Raw genomic sequence first — 16,018 nt, 5'->3', positions numbered from 1 at the left:
CCGGGCAGAACTCTCTAATCTCCGCTTGGCCCGCTGTCTTTGCTCGGGCTGCCGTCTCCCTTGGACGGGGTAGCTGGCTTTGGCGTGGCAGGGCCAGAGGTAGATGCCGCTGGCTGAGTAGGGGCCGGCGTCGGCGTGGGAGCTGGCGGGCTGGCGTTTGCCGCGGGTGGCTTGGGCGTTGTTGCCGCGCCAGCACCATTGCTGGGTGCCTGGGCAGACTGCGCGGGTGCCGCAGGCTTCGGAGCGCTTTTGGCAGTGTCCGGCTTGCTGGCGTTGTCGATCCCTGACGGCGGCCTTTCAGCGGGCTTAGCCGCAGCAGCCGGTGCCGCTTTGCTGGGTGCCGACGACGCTTCGCTCCTGGAGGCGGGCGGCTGGCTCGAGCTTGGGGCGGGGGTTGGCTTGGGCTGAGGGCTCTCAGTGCCGGCACCGGCCTTGCCGCCGGTCGGCGAACCGCTGCTGGAGGCCTTCGGCTGCTCCGGTGCTTTTGCCTCGCGGTTTGGCGCTGTGTCGGGCGCCGATGCCTTAGCGGATGCCGGTGAGGTGGCATCGCTGCCTTTCGGCGGCGCGGACTGTGGCGCATTGGGCGTTGCTGTGCTGGCCTGGTTGTCAGACGCAGCTGGCGGCTTTTGCTGCGGCTTATTTGGGTTGCCCCCCTGACGTTGTCCTTTGCTCTGGGTTTCTGTTCCTGAGGTTTGACCCTGTGCCTGGTTAGCGTTTTGCGAATTGCCGCTGGCTGCCTCGTCGCGCTTCTGGCCACCCTTGCCGCGACGGTTGCGTCCGCCGCGCCGACCCCGTCTGCGGGAACGCGGGTTACCGGTGGATTCACCCTCAGCCTGTTTGCCTTGTCGGTTGTCCTGCTTGGGGCCGGTGTTCTTTCGGTTGTCGCCCCCGGCATCGGCTGCTTTGTCCTGCGGCTTGCGGCCAGCCTTTTTCTTGCTGCCGGTTTTCTTGCGCTGTCCGCCGCGTCGATCGTTGCCTCGGTCTCGCTTCGGACCGCGAGCCTGGGCACCCTGGCTGCCCTTGCCGCTACTGCGGGTTTTCTTTTTGGCCGGCTTCGGCTCGGGCTCTGCTTCGGCGCTTCCGCCGCCAAAGAGTCCGCCCAACCATGCGAGAAAACCTTTGCTCTCAGCCGGCTCCGGTTTTGCTGCCGGTATGGGAGCCGGCGCCGGCGGCGGCACGCTTACCACCGCCGGCTGCTCGGATTTGAGGCCTTCGGGGGTATTGCTGGCGACAATCTCGGGCTCGGGCGCGTTCGCCATCTCGTAGCTGGCTTCTCCGTCGAGCCGAAGATCCTGGCGCCGGATTCGCCGAATCTCGAAGTTGGGTGTATCCACATGCGGGGCGTTGATCACCAGAATTGGCACACGATGCCGTGCTTCGATCTGGGACACGGCGTGACGCTTTTCGTTGAGCAGGAAATTGCCCACGTCGTTGGGCACCACCGCAATCACCTCACCGGTGAACTCTTTCATCGCCTCTTCTTCGACCAGCCGCAGCACCGAGAGCGCCAGGGATTCGATGCTCCGGATAAAGCCGTGGCCGTGGCATCGGGGACACACGTTCTGGCTCGATTCGCCCAGGGAGGGTCGCAAGCGCTGCCGAGACATCTCCAGGAGCCCGAAACGGGAGATTCGGCCGATCTGGGTACGGGCGCGATCGGTCTTCAGCGCCTCTCGCAGCCGGTCTTCCACCGCCCGCTGGTTGCGGTTCTCCATCATGTCGATGAAGTCGATGACCACCAGGCCACCGAGGTCGCGGATGCGCAGCTGACGACCGATTTCGTCCGCCGCTTCGAGATTGGTGTTGAGCGCGGTTTCCTCGATGTCGCTGCCTTTGGTGGCGCGGGCCGAGTTGATGTCGATGGAGATCAGGGCCTCGGTATGGTCGACGACAATCGACCCGCCAGAGTGCAGATTGACGTCGCGGGCGAACGCGGACTCGATCTGGCTTTCGATCTGATAACGCGAAAACAGCGGCGTGCCGCTGTCGTAAAGCTTCAGCTTTCGCAGGTTGTGGGGCATGACCTGCTGCATAAACTCCCGCGCGTCGTTGTAGACGGGCTCGGCGTCGATCAGGATCTCGCCAATGTCGCTGCGCAGATAGTCGCGGAGTGCCCGGATGATCAGCTGGCTCTCCTGGTAAATCAGGAACGGCGCCTTGCGCTCATCGGCGGCTGTGGTGATTGCGGTCCACAGCTGGCGCAGGTACTCGAAATCCCAGCGCAACTCCTCCGCTTCGCGCCCGACGCCTGCCGTACGCACAATCAATCCCATGGAGCTGGGAACGTCGAGCTCTTTCAGCGCGTCTTTGATCGCCTGCCGGTCTTCGCCCTCGATACGCCGGGAGACGCCCCCAGCTTTTGGATTGGTGGGCATCAGCACCAGATAGCGACCGGCGAGGCTGATGTAGGTCGTCAGGGCGGCACCCTTGTTGCCGCGCTCTTCCTTCTCAACCTGGACCACCAGCTCCTGGCCTTCGCTGATCAGGTCTTTGATGCTGCCGCGAGAGTCGGCACCGTTTTTGTAAAACGCTGGGCAGATTTCCTTGAGGGGGAGAAAGCCGTGGCGGTCGGCGCCGTAGTCGACAAAACACGCTTCCAGGCTGGGCTCAACGCGCGTCACCCGGGCTTTGTAGATATTGGCTTTTTTCTGTTCGCGAGAGTTGACTTCGATGTCGAGGTCGTAGAGCGTCTGACCATCGACGATTGCCACGCGCAGCTCTTCCGGCTGCGTCGCGTTAATCAGCATTCTTTTCATTATATTGTCCTTGGATGCGCGCCAGCGAAACGCTGTCGTTCCACGACAGCGATGCCTGGGTCCCCCTTCTCAGGCTCCCGAAGGCCGGAAGCGCGCAGTGTTCACGTTCTGCGCAACTGGCGCAGACAGCTGGCGTTATCGCCGGTGGGCGCCGCGCCTGACTGCCGGAGGGACGTTTCGGGCTTAGAATCAGGCGGTCGCCTTGACCCGGCTGGCGCATCAAAACAGCGCGCGGCCGGGATAAGCGGAGTAATATAACAACCTTGTTACAGTCCAGCAATCTCCCATGAAACCGCCCCTGGATTTCTCGCGCGTACAACAACTTACCGTCGATTCCGGTCACAGTGACCAGCGCCTGGATAACTTCCTGTCTCGTCTGCTGAAGCGCGCTCCAAAATCGCTGATTTACCGAATCATCCGCCGTGGCGAGGTGCGCATCAACGGCGGTCGTGCCAAGCCCACCAGCCGGCTGCGCGCTGGCGACGTGATTCGCGTGCCGCCGGTGCGGCTTCCCTCGGAGGGGCCGGTGCCGATCAACCCTGAAAGGGTGTCGCAGGTCGGCACCTGGGTCGTGCACGAGAGCCCAGACTTCCTCGCGCTCAACAAACCCTCAGGGATCGCCGTTCATGCTGGCAGCGGGCTTAGCTGGGGCGTCATCGACCTGCTGCGGCGCTGGCGGCCCGACGAGTTTCTCGAGCTGGTTCACCGCCTCGACCGCGGCACCAGCGGGTGTCTGCTGCTGGCGAGGAACCGCGAATCGTTAGTTCGGGCTGGCGGATGGTTCGCCGGCGACGCCGTCCGCAAAACCTACCTCGCTCTGCTCGATGGGCGGCTGCCAAAGCCCAACGTGACCTGCAGCGAGCCGTTGTCCCGGGTTGCTGCGGGTGACGGGCGGCGCGAGGTTCGCGTGGATCCAGCCGGCAAGCCTGCCGTCAGTCACTTTGTCGAGCTGGCGTCCAGCGAGTCACAAACGCTGGTAAGTGTCCGGATCGATACGGGCCGAACCCACCAAATTCGGGTTCACGCGGGGACGTTGGGTGCACCCGTAGCCGGAGACAACAAATATGGAGCTAGCGCCGCGCCAAAGTCCGGGCGACTGCTGCTGCATTGCCATCGACTGGATGTCGTCGAGGCAGCTCTCGGAATCTGCTCGCCGCCGCCAGAGGATTTCTGTGCGGCTGTCGACAAGCGCTGGGCGGCGTCGAAGCTCGCCGGTTGGCGCGAACTGATTTGATCACAACAGGACCTAAGCGCCCTGATCATGACCAAAAACCCGGACCGGCGCTCGCTGAATACAGCATGGGCGTCGGCGCCATCGCCAAGAGCACAATTCCGGCTGCACCGTGGAGCGCCATCGGGGTGAGCAGCTGTTGATGCCGGCTGTAGTGCAAAAGGCAGCCCAGGGCCAGCACCCAGGTCATGAGCATCAGCTCCAGATTGGGCAGGTGGCTTAAGCCGAAAATTAGCGCTGCAACGGCGATCGCTGCGGCCGAGCCGGCGCCGGCGAGCAGGCTCAGTGGATACAGCACCGTGCAGAGTACCCACTGCTGAACCGCGGCCCAGCACAGGTAGGTCGCCCAGCGCCCAGGGTCGAGACGCCAGCTATCGGTTCGATCGTCGGTTAACACCAGCCATGCCAGCAGCAGCGCCATCAGTACCGCCAGCCGGCGGAGGTCAGCCAGGCTACCGGTTGGTCGGGGCGTGGGAAGACGCCGAGACAAAACGTCGCGGGCGGCGGGCTGATACCGAATCGAAACGCAAAGGACCAGAGCAATGAGACAAGCAGCAACGCCCGCGAGCTGCCACTGCGCCTGACTGAAGCCCCACCAAAGGCTGACCGCGAGGAGCAGCAATGCTGCGGCAGCCCGCCAGCGTGATTGCATCATGGCGCCTAACAAAATGACGGCAACCGTCAGGTAGGTCGGCCAGCCCGGCAGCCATCGAGCGGGCGGCTCGCTCCGCTGCCATTGCCTGGGGTCTACCCGGATCTGGTCTAGGGCTCGGCGAAGCGCTGACGGTGACCAATCTGCCCAGCTTTGGCCGTGTGCGGTGAGAGATCCAGGGTTTGCAGCCGCTGGGTTTTCGATCATTTGCAGATTCGTGGAGACTGCGGTGCCCGTGGTTGGCGTCGGCGCTAGATGCACCTCAATCAGCGTTAGGTCGGCGGGACGGTCGGTGGGATGCACCCGCAGCGTTGCGACGCTCGCCGTACCCTGACCCCAGGCCGACTGGCGGCCGTCTATCGTCCAATGAAGGTCTCGAAGGTCCAGGTCAACAAGCAGCTGGTTGGGTTCTACCGTGACCGCCTCACTTCGCGCGGCCGGGCCGTCGAGCGTGGCCCGATGGAAGAGTCTTAGATTTACCGTTTGGCTGACCGCCATCACCACGCGTAAGCGGCTCAGGTTTTCGGCAGGAAGCGTTCGCCCGCGAAAATTGAGTGGAACGTAGGTGGTTGAGCTGGCCTGCTGAAGCCTTAGCCCCGATTCGCCAAACGTCCAGGCCTCGACGCCGACGGGGCGTTGGCCGATGAGGTTGGCGGGTTCGTTGAGGTGCCAGCGGTAGCCCTGCTGCAACAGGGTCTGCGTGAGTGAAGTCTCCGCCGCCAGCGCCTCCTGGCGTGCCGGCTGGACAGCCAAGACGAACCAGAACGGCGTTGCCAGCAGCAGGAGCCAGGCTACAGCTTTGCTCAAGGACCGAGCAGTCGATTGACCTTGGCGGCGCAGATAAAGTCGTTTTCTGACAGCCCGCCGATCGCGTGGGTGATGTAGGAAACCGTGCAGCTGTCATAGCTGACCGCCAGGTCCGGGTGGTGGTCTTCGGTGTGCGCAATAAAAGCCAGGGCGTTCACAAACGCCATCGTTTGGTAGTAGTTGTCAAAGCGGTAACGGCGCTCGATCGCGCCTTCCGGCGTGAGTGTCCATCCACTAATCTGCGGGAGCAACTCAGCGGTTTGGTCCGGATCCAGCGGTTGGGTGCCGCCCTCGCAGGGGGCGCACGTCTTGGTCGTGAGATCTGACTGGGTCATGCGCTGATTGTACCAGCGCATTGACGGGCTACTTAAGCTTTCTCACAATGCCGACGAAGGCCAGGGCGCCTCCGGCGGCCGGCGCGACGGTACTATTTCTTTTATGACAAACCCACACCACAACCGGTTTTACGACATGGCCCCGCGGATTGTTCGACTCGAGCATCGATCGGAGGTGCTGGCCGGTAACCCCTGGAACGATCCGGTGGCCCGGCAGGTCCAGGTCTACCTGCCGCCGGGCTACGAGCAGGGTGACCAGGCCTATCCGGTGATCTGGTACTTGGCCGCTTACACCAACAGCGGTGCGTCGTGTGGCAATTGGCGCGGCTTTGAGGAGGGGGTTTTTCAACGCGTCGAACGCCTGATTACCAGCGAAGCCATGGGGCCCGTGATTGTGGCCGCTCCGGATTGTTTTACCGCGTTGGGCGGAAACCAGTATCTCGACAGTCCGGCGCTCGGCAACTACGCCAGCTATCTCCACCGCGAGCTGGTGCCTTTGATCGACCGCCAGTTCCGGACGCTGCCCGGCCGAGAGCATCGGGCTGTCCTGGGAAAGTCTTCCGGCGGCTACGGTGCGCTCAACAGCGTCATGCAGTTCCCGCAGTACTGGGGCGCCATGGCGTCTCATGCCGGCGACATGGGTTTTGAGTGGGTCTACAAACCGGAGTTTCCCGCCTGCGCGCTGCGGCTCAGCAAGGCGGGCAGCGTCGACCGATTCATTCAACAGTTCTGGGCGAGCGAGAAGCGGGGCGCCGCCGAATTCTCAACGTTGATGTGCCTCTGCCTGGCCGCTTCCTATGATCCCGATCTAGAGAACCCGCGGCAGCTTAGGCTGCCGTTTGATCTCGAGACGCTTGAACTCGATCCGAAACGCTGGCAGCGATGGAAAGAACATGATCCGCTGGAAATGCTCGAGAGTTATCTCCATCCCTTGAAATCTTTACGAGCCATCCACGTCGATTGCGGTGATATGGACGAATATCAGATTCAGTTCGGCAACCGCCGCTACCACAAAGCGCTGCAGCGCCTGGGCGTGCCGCACCACTACGAAGAGTTCCAGGGGACCCACCGGCGACTGGACCATCGACTCGATATCTCCCTGCCGGTGCTTTATGAGGCTATCAAGGCATGATCGACGTTCAGGCGTCTGCCCAGGAATACTTTCGTAAACTCATCGCTCAGCAGGATATCGAAGGCCTGGCGCTGAGGCTGATGGTCAGCCAGCCCGGCACCCCCGCGGCCTCCTGTGAGCTGAGCTTCTGTGAGCCCGCGGATGCGCAGGCCAGCGATCAGCGCGTTCCGCTTGAAGGGTTTGATCTGTATATCGAATCCGCATCGATACCGTTTCTCGACGCGGCCGAAATGGCGTTTGAAAAGGACGCAACGGGCGGCGAGCTCGTGGTCAAAGCACCCAACCTGAGAGGTTCCGAGCCGGACGATGACGCGGCGGTGAAAGACCGCATCGAATACCTGCTCGCGGCCGAGGTTAATCCGTCGCTGGCGTCCCACGGGGGGCAGGTTTCCCTGGTGTCAGTAACCGACGACGGTGTCGCGACGCTGCTGTTTGGCGGTGGGTGTCACGGCTGCGGCATGGTCAACGTCACGCTAAAGGAAGGCGTTGAGAAAACGCTGAAAAAGCACATTCCGGAAATCACCGAAGTCCGGGACGCCACCGATCATTCGACGGGCGAGAATCCGTACTACTGAGTGTCTGCCGGGCGAGGACCGCCCGGCGAGGCATCGCGATTACTCGATTTTCAGGTCGATCAAGCCGGGTTTCGCGGCGTAATAGGCCGCCAGATCCCGCATATCTTCCAGACTCAGGTTGGTCGCAAAGCCAGCCATGATGGCGTTGACCCTGGCGCCGGACTTATAGTCCTGAAGCGCTTTCACCAGGTAGTCCCCATACTGGCCCGCCAGCCGAGGATACTGCGGGTCGATGCCGTTGCCGTCAGCACCGTGGCAGGCAATACACAGCTGAATCTTGCCTTCGCCTGCGGCCGCGTCCCCTTTGGGAAAATACTCAGGCTTCGGTTCGCTGCCCTCGAGCGAAACAAAATAGGCAGCGATGTCTTGGATGTCTAAGTCACTCATGCTGCCGGCCTGGGCGAGCATGGTGGGGTGGTTCCGCTGCTCATCGCGGTAGGCTTTGAGCGCCGCGACGATGTATTGGTAGTTTTGCCCCCCGATCTTCGGTACGTGATAAGTCGGATAAGCGTTGTTGTAGCCTGGAATGCCGTGGCACCCGGTACAGGTATAGGCCTTGACCGCACCCCGCGCAGGGTCGCCCTGCTGGGTGTTGTCCTGAGCCCACAGGCTACTGCTGGCGGACACGACGACCAGCGTCAGCCCGGCCAGAAATCTGGCGGCATTTGATTTCAATGTGTGAGTCCCTGCTTCAATCAGCTTGCTAACGTTGACGGGCCGGCGCCTGCCGAACCGCGGCGTAGTATACCGTCGCACGCTGCTCCGGCAAAGGTGGCGAAATCCGCCATTCTCCCGGTGCTTTCGCCGCTGCATCACCGTTTCAACAGCTTTTTGACAGCCGGTTTGCCAGTATCCGCGGCCTCGCCGAGGTTGGCACTTTTTGTGCTTAGAAAATTCAGGCTGTTGTCACTTTGGGCTGGTGCCATGACTTACGAGCTATATCGGGGACAGGAGTGCTGGCGTTATAGTGAACTACAACACCCATATGGCAGAAAAATGCCGTATCCGGCTCAAATCTGGGGACTAAATACCGATAATTCGGTTGAGATAAGGAAAAAGTCGATGAAAGTTTGGTGGAAAGCCGCAGGGGCGGCAATGTTGATCTTGGGTTTGGTTGCCTGCGGCGGTGCGTCGGAAGAGGGTCAAGCTAACGCCGATGAATCGTCTGACGAAAAAGAAGAGCTGGCGGTGCCTGTTGAGGTCGCCTCAGTCGGCACCGGTCGTGTGTTTGCGGCCTATAACGGTACGACGCTGCTGGAAGCGGACCGTGAAGCGGACGTCGTCGCAAAAACCCCCGGCGTGGTGCTGAAGCTGCTGGTTGAAGAGGGGGACCAGGTGGTCCCGGGCCAGGTCGTTGCGGAACTCGATCGTGAGCGCCTCGACCTCGAGGTGGCGCGCGCCGAGGCGACGCTTGCTCGCCTTGAGAACGATTTTCGTCGGTCGAGTGAGCTGAAAGAAAAGAAATTGATCAGCGCCGAGGCCTTTGAGCGTTCACGCTTTGACTTTGAAACCGAAAAAGCCTCTTACGAGATGCAAAAGCTCGAACTGAGCTACACCAAGGTGCGGTCTCCGATCGGCGGTGTGGTTTCCGAGCGGATGGTGAAGATTGGCAACCTGGTTAATCTCCACGACCCGTTGTTCCGGGTTCATAACTTTGACCCGCTGCTGGCGGTGATTTACGTACCGGAGCGTGAGCTTTCGGCGCTGAGTACTGGTCAGCCAGTCGAACTACAGGTTGATGCGCTGGCCGAGGAAACCTTCGAGGGTGAGCTTGCCCGAATCAGTCCGGTAGTGGACCCACAAACGGGTACGTTTAAAGTCACCATCGAGATGCCCCAGCCCGATCCTCGCCTGAAGCCCGGTATGTTCGGCCGCGTCAGCGTCGTTTACGACGAACACGATGAGGCCATCACCATTCCGCAGGACGCGCTGGTTGTGGAAGACAAGGAGCGCTACGTCTATCGCGTCGTCGGCCAGCGGGCCGAGCGCGTTGACGTGCAGGTCGGCTATACCACTGACGGTGTGGTGGAGATTCTTCAGGGGCTTGAGCCGGGTGAGCAGGTGGTCACCGCAGGCAAAGGCAGTATCGCGGACGAAACGTTGCTAGACGTCATCAACCTGCCAGATCCTGACAGCGCGTCGGTACTTGCCGAGCGAATCGCCGAAACCGAAACCAACGGCTAAACCCATGAGTCTGATCCGTGTATCCACGCGTCGTCGCGTCACCGTGGCGATGTTCTCGGTGCTGTTGCTTGTGTTCGGCGTCATTGCGCTGTCCGAGCTTAAGGTCAACCTGCTGCCGGAGCTGTCGTACCCGTCGCTGACCGTCCGCACGGAGTTTATCGGCGCGGCCCCGGAAGAAATCGAAAAGCTGGTTACGCAACCGGTGGAAGAGCAGGTGGGCGTGGTGAAGGGCGTTAAGAACGTTCGTTCCGTGTCCCGCACCGGACAGGCGGACGTGATGCTCGAGTTTGCTTGGGGCACCGACATGGATCTCGCCAGCCTGGACGTGCGGGAGAAGCTGGAGGTGCTTCAGCTGCCGCTGTCCGCCGATCGGCCCGTTCTGCTGCGGTTTAATCCCTCGACCGATCCGGTGCTGCGGCTCGCCTTCTATTCAGAAAAGGCCGAAGGCTTTGACGAAAACCTGCTGAAACAGGTGCGGCGTTTCGCTGATGAGGAGCTCAAGAAACGCCTGGAGCCGATCGAGGGCGTGGCGGCCGTAAAAATCAGCGGCGGCCTCGAGGACGAAATTCAAATCCAGATCGACCAGCGGCGCCTCGCGCAGCTCAATCTGTCGGGCAGCGACGTTGTCAACCGGCTGCGGGAGGAGAACGTCAACGTGTCGGGCGGACGGCTGGAGCAGGGCACCGAACGCTACCTGGTCCGCACGGTCAACCAGTTTCAAACCGTAGACGAAATTCGCGATCTCGTGGTTTCACCGGCCGGCGGCCGGCCCGTTTACCTCCGCGACGTTGCTCAGATCCAGGAGGGCTACAAGGAACGCCAGGCGATCATTCGCACCAACGGGCGCGAATCTGTGGAAATTGCTGTTTACAAAGAGGGTGATGCCAACACGGTAAAAGTGGCTGAGGCGGTGATCGCCCGGCTTGAGCAGCTTAAAGAGACCCTGCCCGAAGACCTCCAGCTGGTGACCGTAGACGACCAGTCGGTTTTTATCCGCCAGTCCATCTCCGACGTGACTCAGGCGGCCCTGTTTGGCGGCCTGCTGGCGGTGCTGATCATTTATTTCTTCCTGGGAGACGCGTGGCCAACGCTGGTGATCTCGGCTTCGATTCCGCTGTCGATCATCACCACCTTTTTCCTGATGAACATGGCTGACCTGTCGCTGAACATTATGTCGCTCGGCGGTATCGCGCTGGCAATTGGACTACTGGTAGACAACGCCATTGTGGTTCTGGAGAACATCAGCCGCCATCGCCGACGGGGTGTCAGCGTGCTCGATGCGTCGGTCAACGGCACCCAGGAAGTATCCGGTGCGGTATTCGCCTCGACCCTGACCACCGTCGCCGTTTTCCTGCCTTTGATTTTTGTAGAGGGCATCGCCGGGCAGCTGTTCAAAGACCAGGCGCTGACCGTCACTTTTGCACTGCTGGTTTCCCTCGCCGTTGCGATGACCGTTATCCCGATGCTGTCATCGCTGCGTGGTGAGTCGCCGCTCAGTTTTCCGGAGGAGGAACATCCTTCGTCAGAACCTCGGACACGGGCGGGGCGGGGCATGCGTGCGAGCCGAACCTTCGTTTTCTCGTGGCTCCCGACGATGGTGCTAAGCGGCTGCGTCATTGCTGGAAGGGCAGTGGGCTTTGCCTTGGGCTGGGTCCTGCAGTGGCCCGCGAAACTGGTGATGGCGCTGTTTAACCTGCTCGCCCGCTGGTACCGCGCCATCCTGCCGTGGTCGCTCAACCATCGCTGGGTCATTCTGCTGGTCGCCACCGTAGCGATGGCGTTGACCGTCGCCCAGGTGCCGAGGCTGGGCGCTGAACTGATCCCGCAGTTGGTCCAAGGACAGTTTGAGCTAACCGTCAAACTCAGCCCCGGGACGCCGCTCAAACGCAGCGACGAGGTGGTGCGTTTGGTGCAGACCGCGGCCCGAGACATCGATGCTATCGACGAGGTGCACGCTGTGTCCGGTACCGGAAATCGCATCGACGCAAACCCGACCGAGTCTGGGGAGAACATCGGTGAGGTGCTCGTAGTGATGAAGCGCGGTACCGGGCCGAGCGATGAGGCCCAGGCGATCGAGCGGCTGCGCGCGACGGTCAGCTCGCTGCCGGGTGTCCAGGCTGAATTTTCCCGTCCGGCCCTGTTCAGCTTCTCGACGCCCCTGGAAATCGAAGTGCTCGGCTTCGAACTCAACCGGTTGAAAGAGGGCGGCGCGTTGATCAAGGCGGCGCTTGGCACCTCAGATCGATTCGCGGATGTGCGGTCCAGCCTGGAACAGGGCCACCCGGAGATCCAGATCCTGTTTGATCAGGAGCGGGTCGCAGCCCTCGGCCTGACCAACCGACAGGTGTCCGATCAGGTTGTGCAGAAGATCCGCGGCGAGGTGGCGACCCGTTACAGTTTCCGCGACCGCAAGATCGACGTGCTGGTGCGGGCCCGCGAGGACGACCGAAGCTCGGTTGACGACGTGCGGGATCTGATCGTGAATCCAGCGAGCGCCAGGCCCGTCACCCTGGGATCGGTCGCTGAGGTGGTGGCCACGGAGGGTCCTGCGGAGATCCATCGAGTCGACCAGGAGCGTGCAGCACTCATCTCGGCCAACCTGAGTTACGGCAGTTTGAAAGAGGGCGTGGAGGAAGCTCAAGCCCTGCTGGATCAGCTGAAGCTGCCGTACGGCGTGAAGTACCGGGTTGCCGGGCAAAGTGAGGAGATGGACGCGTCGTTCAAGTCATTGGCGTTTGCTCTGGGGCTGGCCGTGTTCCTGGTGTATCTGGTGATGGCATCGCAGTTCGAGTCGCTCATCCACCCGCTGGTCATTCTCTTTTCCATTCCACTGGCGGCGGTGGGTGCGGTGGCGGCGCTGACGCTCACCGGCACCTCGCTGAGCGTGATCGTATTTATTGGACTGATCATGTTGGCTGGGATTGTGGTGAATAACGCCATTGTGCTGATCGATCTGATCAACCAGCTGCGCGCTGCGGGCACCAGTAAACGAGATGCGATTATCGAGGCTGGTCACTCGCGGCTGCGGCCGATTGTGATGACCACCCTGACCACAACGCTGGGCTTGGTGCCGCTCGTTCTGGGGGTCGGCGAGGGGGCCGAGATGCGTGCGCCCATGGCGATCACGGTGATCGGCGGGCTGCTGGTGTCCACACTGCTGACGCTGGTGGTTGTGCCGGTCATGTACGACCTGCTGGATCGGAAGCGAAGCTTTGCGGCGCTAGAGCCGATCCGACCGGTGGAGGAGGGGGCGTGACCCCAGCGCAGTTTTGTATCGGCCGTCCGGTGGCGACGGCCATGATCTTTCTCTCTCTGCTGGTGCTAGGCGGGCTGTCTGCTCGCCTTCTGCCCCTGGAGATGCTGCCGTCGATTGATGCGCCGTTTCTGTTTATTGACATGCGTTATCCGGGGTCGACGCCACGTGAGACCGAACGGCTGATCACGCGGCCGGCGGAAGAGGCATTGGCGACCCTAAAAGGCGTTAAGTTCATCAACAGCAACTCAACGCCAGAGGGCTCGCAGGTTTTCATGGCGTTTGACTGGGGCAAAGACACCACCGTACAGGCGGTAGAAGCCCGAGAGCGCTTGGACGCAATCCGGGATGAGCTGCCGGCCGATCTGAGGCGCATCAACGTCTTCAAATTCAATACGTCCGATGAGGCGATGCTGACGCTGCGGATATCCAGCCAGCGAGATCTTTCCGAGTCGTATGAAATGCTGACGCGGAATCTCGTCAGGCCCATCGAGCGGCTTGAGGGTGTGGCTCGGGTCGAACTACAGGGTGTCGAACCGCGCGAGATCCGGATTGAGCTCTCAGCCGACCGGGTCGACGCAATGGGAATCAACCTGGGCGAGCTCAGTACGCGTCTGGAGGCAGCCAATTTTGCCGCCTCGGCGGGTCTCATCAGCGATGGCGGACAGCGTCTCCGAGTCAATCCTGTTGGCGAGTTTCGCAGTATCGATGAAATTCGTAACTTGGTTATCAACAGCAGAGGAACGCGGCTCGGCGACATTGCCAGTATCAGCTTTGAGCCCATGGAGCGGACCTACGAGCGTCACCTCGACCAGAACTACGCCATCGGCCTTGAGATTCACCGCGAGCGCGGGGCCAATCTTGTGGCGACCGCAGAACGAATTTTGGCGCAGGTTGCCGAGTCCGGAACGAGTGAAGAAATGCAGGGTATTGAGCTCTTTTTTCTCGAAAACCAGGCTGAAGGTGTCTTAAGCAGTCTTCAGGACCTTCTCAGTGCCGGACTCCTCGGTGCCTTGCTCTCAATGGTGGTCCTTTACCTGTTCTTGCGCAACGTTGTGACCACGCTGCTGGTTGCTCTAGCGGTTCCTATTTCGATTACCGTGGCGCTTGGGGCGATGTTCCTGGCTGGGTTTACGCTCAACATTCTTTCCATGATGGGCCTGATGCTCGCGGTAGGAATGTTGGTGGATAACGCGGTGGTTGTGAGTGAGGCGATTTTCACTGAGCGTGAGAAGACCCCAGACGATCCGGTTGGATCGGCGGAGCGAGGCGTGTCATCGGTCGGGCTGGCAGTACTTGCCGGAACACTGACTTCAATGGCGGTGTTTCTGCCAAATCTTTTTGGCGAGATGTCCGAGATCAAGATATTTCTACAGCATGTGGCGTTTGCGATCTGTCTGTCGCTGCTCATGTCGCTGGTGATAGCCCAGACCCTGATTCCACTGGTGACAACCCGAGTCAAGGCGCCGGCGGAGCGGAGGAGAAACTGGATCGATCGGCTGAAGGAACACTACGCCAGATTCCTGGGTTGGACGCTGGGTCACCGCTGGCCGGCATGGGGCGCCATCTTTCTAATTTTGTTTTCCGTGGCCAGTCCGATCAGCGTCGTCAAAACGGATATGTTCCCCAGTGAAGAAGATCGCGATCTGTTCCTGCGCTACAACCTGGATCAGCGGTATCCCCTCGACAAGGTTCGGCCCGCGGTCGACCTGATCGAAGACTACCTCTACGCGAATCAAGAGCGCTTCGAGATCGACAAGGTTTACACCTACTTCTCCGAAGACGGTGAGGCCCAGTCATCGATCCTGCTGAAGGACGTCGACAGCGCCAAGCTCTCGTCGGAAAAGATTAAGGAGATGATCCGCGAGGACCTGCCCAAGATTGCGATCGGTAAACCGAGCTTCGATCAGCAGCGTTCTGCCGGTGCTGAGGGTGTGTCTCTGTCGATTACCGGCGAGTCCAGCGAACGGCTGGCGGAGCTGGCTGACGGTGTAGTTTTTGCGCTGAGCCAGATCCGAGGCTTGGAGGATGTAAAAACCGATCTGGGTGCCGGAGATCGGGAGGTGTCGGTGACCGTGGACCGGGACAAAGCCGCACGCTACGGAATTAGCGCCCAAACGGTAGCACAGGCCATCGCGGTTGCGTTGCGCGGCACGCAGCTCTCCGATTACCGCGGGCCTGATGGAGAGGTGCCGGTCACACTGCGTTTTGCCGAATCCGACACGCAGACTGTGGACCATATCCAGTCACTAAAGCTGACGGCGAGTAACGGTCAGGAAGTGCCTTTGAGCGCGCTCGTGCGGATGGCGGTTCGTTCGGGCCCTCGCAATATCAATCGACAAGATCGAGAGACAGGGCTGGGCATCACCGCTACGTTAAACAACAAAACGATGGATCAAGCTCGTGACGATATCAAGCAGGTGATGGATCAGCTGCAGCTTCCCGCGGGTTATGGCTGGAAGTTTGGCCGAGGATTCCAGTTCAACGACGACACGGCCAACAAGATGGTCATCAACATTCTGCTTGCGATCCTGTTCATTTATATCATCATGGCGGCGCTGTTTGAGTCGGTGCTGCACCCGCTTTCGATTGTTTCCGGGATCATTTTTTCTGTTGTTGGGGTCTACTGGTTTTTCCTGCTGACCCAGACCACCTTTTCGCTGATGGCGCTAATTGGCATCCTGGTGTTAATTGGTGTTGTGGTGAACAACGGCATTGTGTTGGTCGACCATATCAACCAATTGCGCCGCGGCGGCATGCTCCGCAGCGACGCCGTAGTTCAAGGTGGGCGAGATCGGTTGCGCCCTATCCTGATGACCGTCGGCACGACGGTGCTGGGTCTACTGCCGCTTTGTTTTGGAACGACACAGATCGGTGGCGGGGGCCCTGCCTATTTCCCCATGGCGCGGGCGATTGTCGGCGGTCTGGTGTTCTCGACGGTCATCAGCCTGTGCGTGCTACCGACCATCTACGTGACGCTGGATGATCTCGGTCTTTGGGCCAAGCGCCGCTGGCAGGCGGCGAGTCGGGTTCGGCGTTTTGGTGGTCGCCGTAAGCGAGTGACCGGGCAGGGCGAAGCGGCTTAGGACGTTT

At 61.0% G+C, this 16,018-nt stretch carries 10 protein-coding genes; 6 read left to right on the top strand and 4 right to left on the bottom strand.

The window, feature by feature from the left end; translation table 11 throughout:
• Positions 1-14: 14 nt before the first annotated feature.
• Positions 15-2,756, bottom strand: coding sequence for an Rne/Rng family ribonuclease (locus AAF358_21915; GenBank protein ID MEM7708226.1), 2,742 nt, complete (start codon positions 2,754-2,756; stop codon positions 15-17).
• Between the two features lie 286 nt (positions 2,757-3,042).
• On the opposite strand from AAF358_21915, the gene AAF358_21910 reads away from it, so the two are divergent.
• Positions 3,043-3,990 (top strand): RluA family pseudouridine synthase, encoded by a 948-nt coding sequence (locus AAF358_21910; GenBank protein MEM7708225.1) that lies wholly within the window; start codon positions 3,043-3,045, stop codon positions 3,988-3,990.
• A 25-nt stretch (positions 3,991-4,015) separates the two neighbouring features.
• Here AAF358_21910 and AAF358_21905 read toward each other — a convergent pair whose 3' ends face one another.
• Together AAF358_21905 and AAF358_21900 are read right to left on the bottom strand one after the other, a co-directional pair.
• A complete protein-coding gene (locus AAF358_21905) occupies positions 4,016-5,446 on the bottom strand; it encodes a CPBP family glutamic-type intramembrane protease (GenBank protein ID MEM7708224.1) in 1,431 nt (476 codons plus the stop codon).
• Positions 5,443-5,781 carry a 4a-hydroxytetrahydrobiopterin dehydratase gene (locus tag AAF358_21900; GenBank protein MEM7708223.1) on the bottom strand — a complete coding sequence of 113 codons (339 nt, stop codon included), beginning with the start codon at positions 5,779-5,781 and terminating at the stop codon, positions 5,443-5,445. Before AAF358_21900 ends, AAF358_21905 begins: the two co-directional genes overlap by 4 nt.
• 7 nt (positions 5,782-5,788) lie before the next feature.
• Here AAF358_21900 and AAF358_21895 point away from each other — a divergent pair, with 7 nt between their 5' ends.
• Both AAF358_21895 and AAF358_21890 read left to right on the top strand, forming a co-directional pair.
• Entirely contained in the window at positions 5,789-6,913 is a 1,125-nt protein-coding gene (locus tag AAF358_21895) for an alpha/beta hydrolase-fold protein (GenBank protein MEM7708222.1), read from the top strand.
• Entirely contained in the window at positions 6,910-7,488 is a 579-nt protein-coding gene (locus tag AAF358_21890; protein ID MEM7708221.1) for a NifU family protein, read from the top strand. Before AAF358_21895 ends, AAF358_21890 begins: the two co-directional genes overlap by 4 nt.
• A 39-nt stretch (positions 7,489-7,527) precedes the next feature.
• On the opposite strand, the gene AAF358_21885 is transcribed toward AAF358_21890, so the two are convergent.
• Positions 7,528-8,163, bottom strand: a complete 636-nt coding sequence (locus tag AAF358_21885; GenBank protein MEM7708220.1) for a c-type cytochrome — start codon at positions 8,161-8,163, stop codon at positions 7,528-7,530.
• A 387-nt stretch (positions 8,164-8,550) separates the two neighbouring features.
• Between AAF358_21885 and AAF358_21880 the strand changes: the two genes are divergently transcribed.
• From AAF358_21880 to AAF358_21870, 3 genes are read left to right on the top strand one after another with little or no spacing between them, the layout of a single operon-like run.
• On the top strand, positions 8,551-9,672 hold the full coding sequence (locus AAF358_21880) for an efflux RND transporter periplasmic adaptor subunit (protein MEM7708219.1): 1,122 nt from the start codon (positions 8,551-8,553) through the stop codon (positions 9,670-9,672).
• 4 nt (positions 9,673-9,676) lie between these two features.
• On the top strand, positions 9,677-12,928 hold the full coding sequence (locus AAF358_21875; protein MEM7708218.1) for an efflux RND transporter permease subunit: 3,252 nt from the start codon (positions 9,677-9,679) through the stop codon (positions 12,926-12,928).
• 41 nt (positions 12,929-12,969) lie between these two features.
• Positions 12,970-16,011, top strand: coding sequence for an efflux RND transporter permease subunit (locus AAF358_21870; GenBank protein MEM7708217.1), 3,042 nt, complete (start codon positions 12,970-12,972; stop codon positions 16,009-16,011).
• Positions 16,012-16,018 lie beyond the last annotated feature (7 nt).

This window comes from Pseudomonadota bacterium (genome assembly GCA_039033415.1).
GTDB lineage: Bacteria > Pseudomonadota > Gammaproteobacteria > Xanthomonadales > SZUA-38 > JANQOZ01.
Note: the sequence above shows the minus strand (reverse complement) of the source record. Positions and strands in the feature narration are given on the sequence as shown.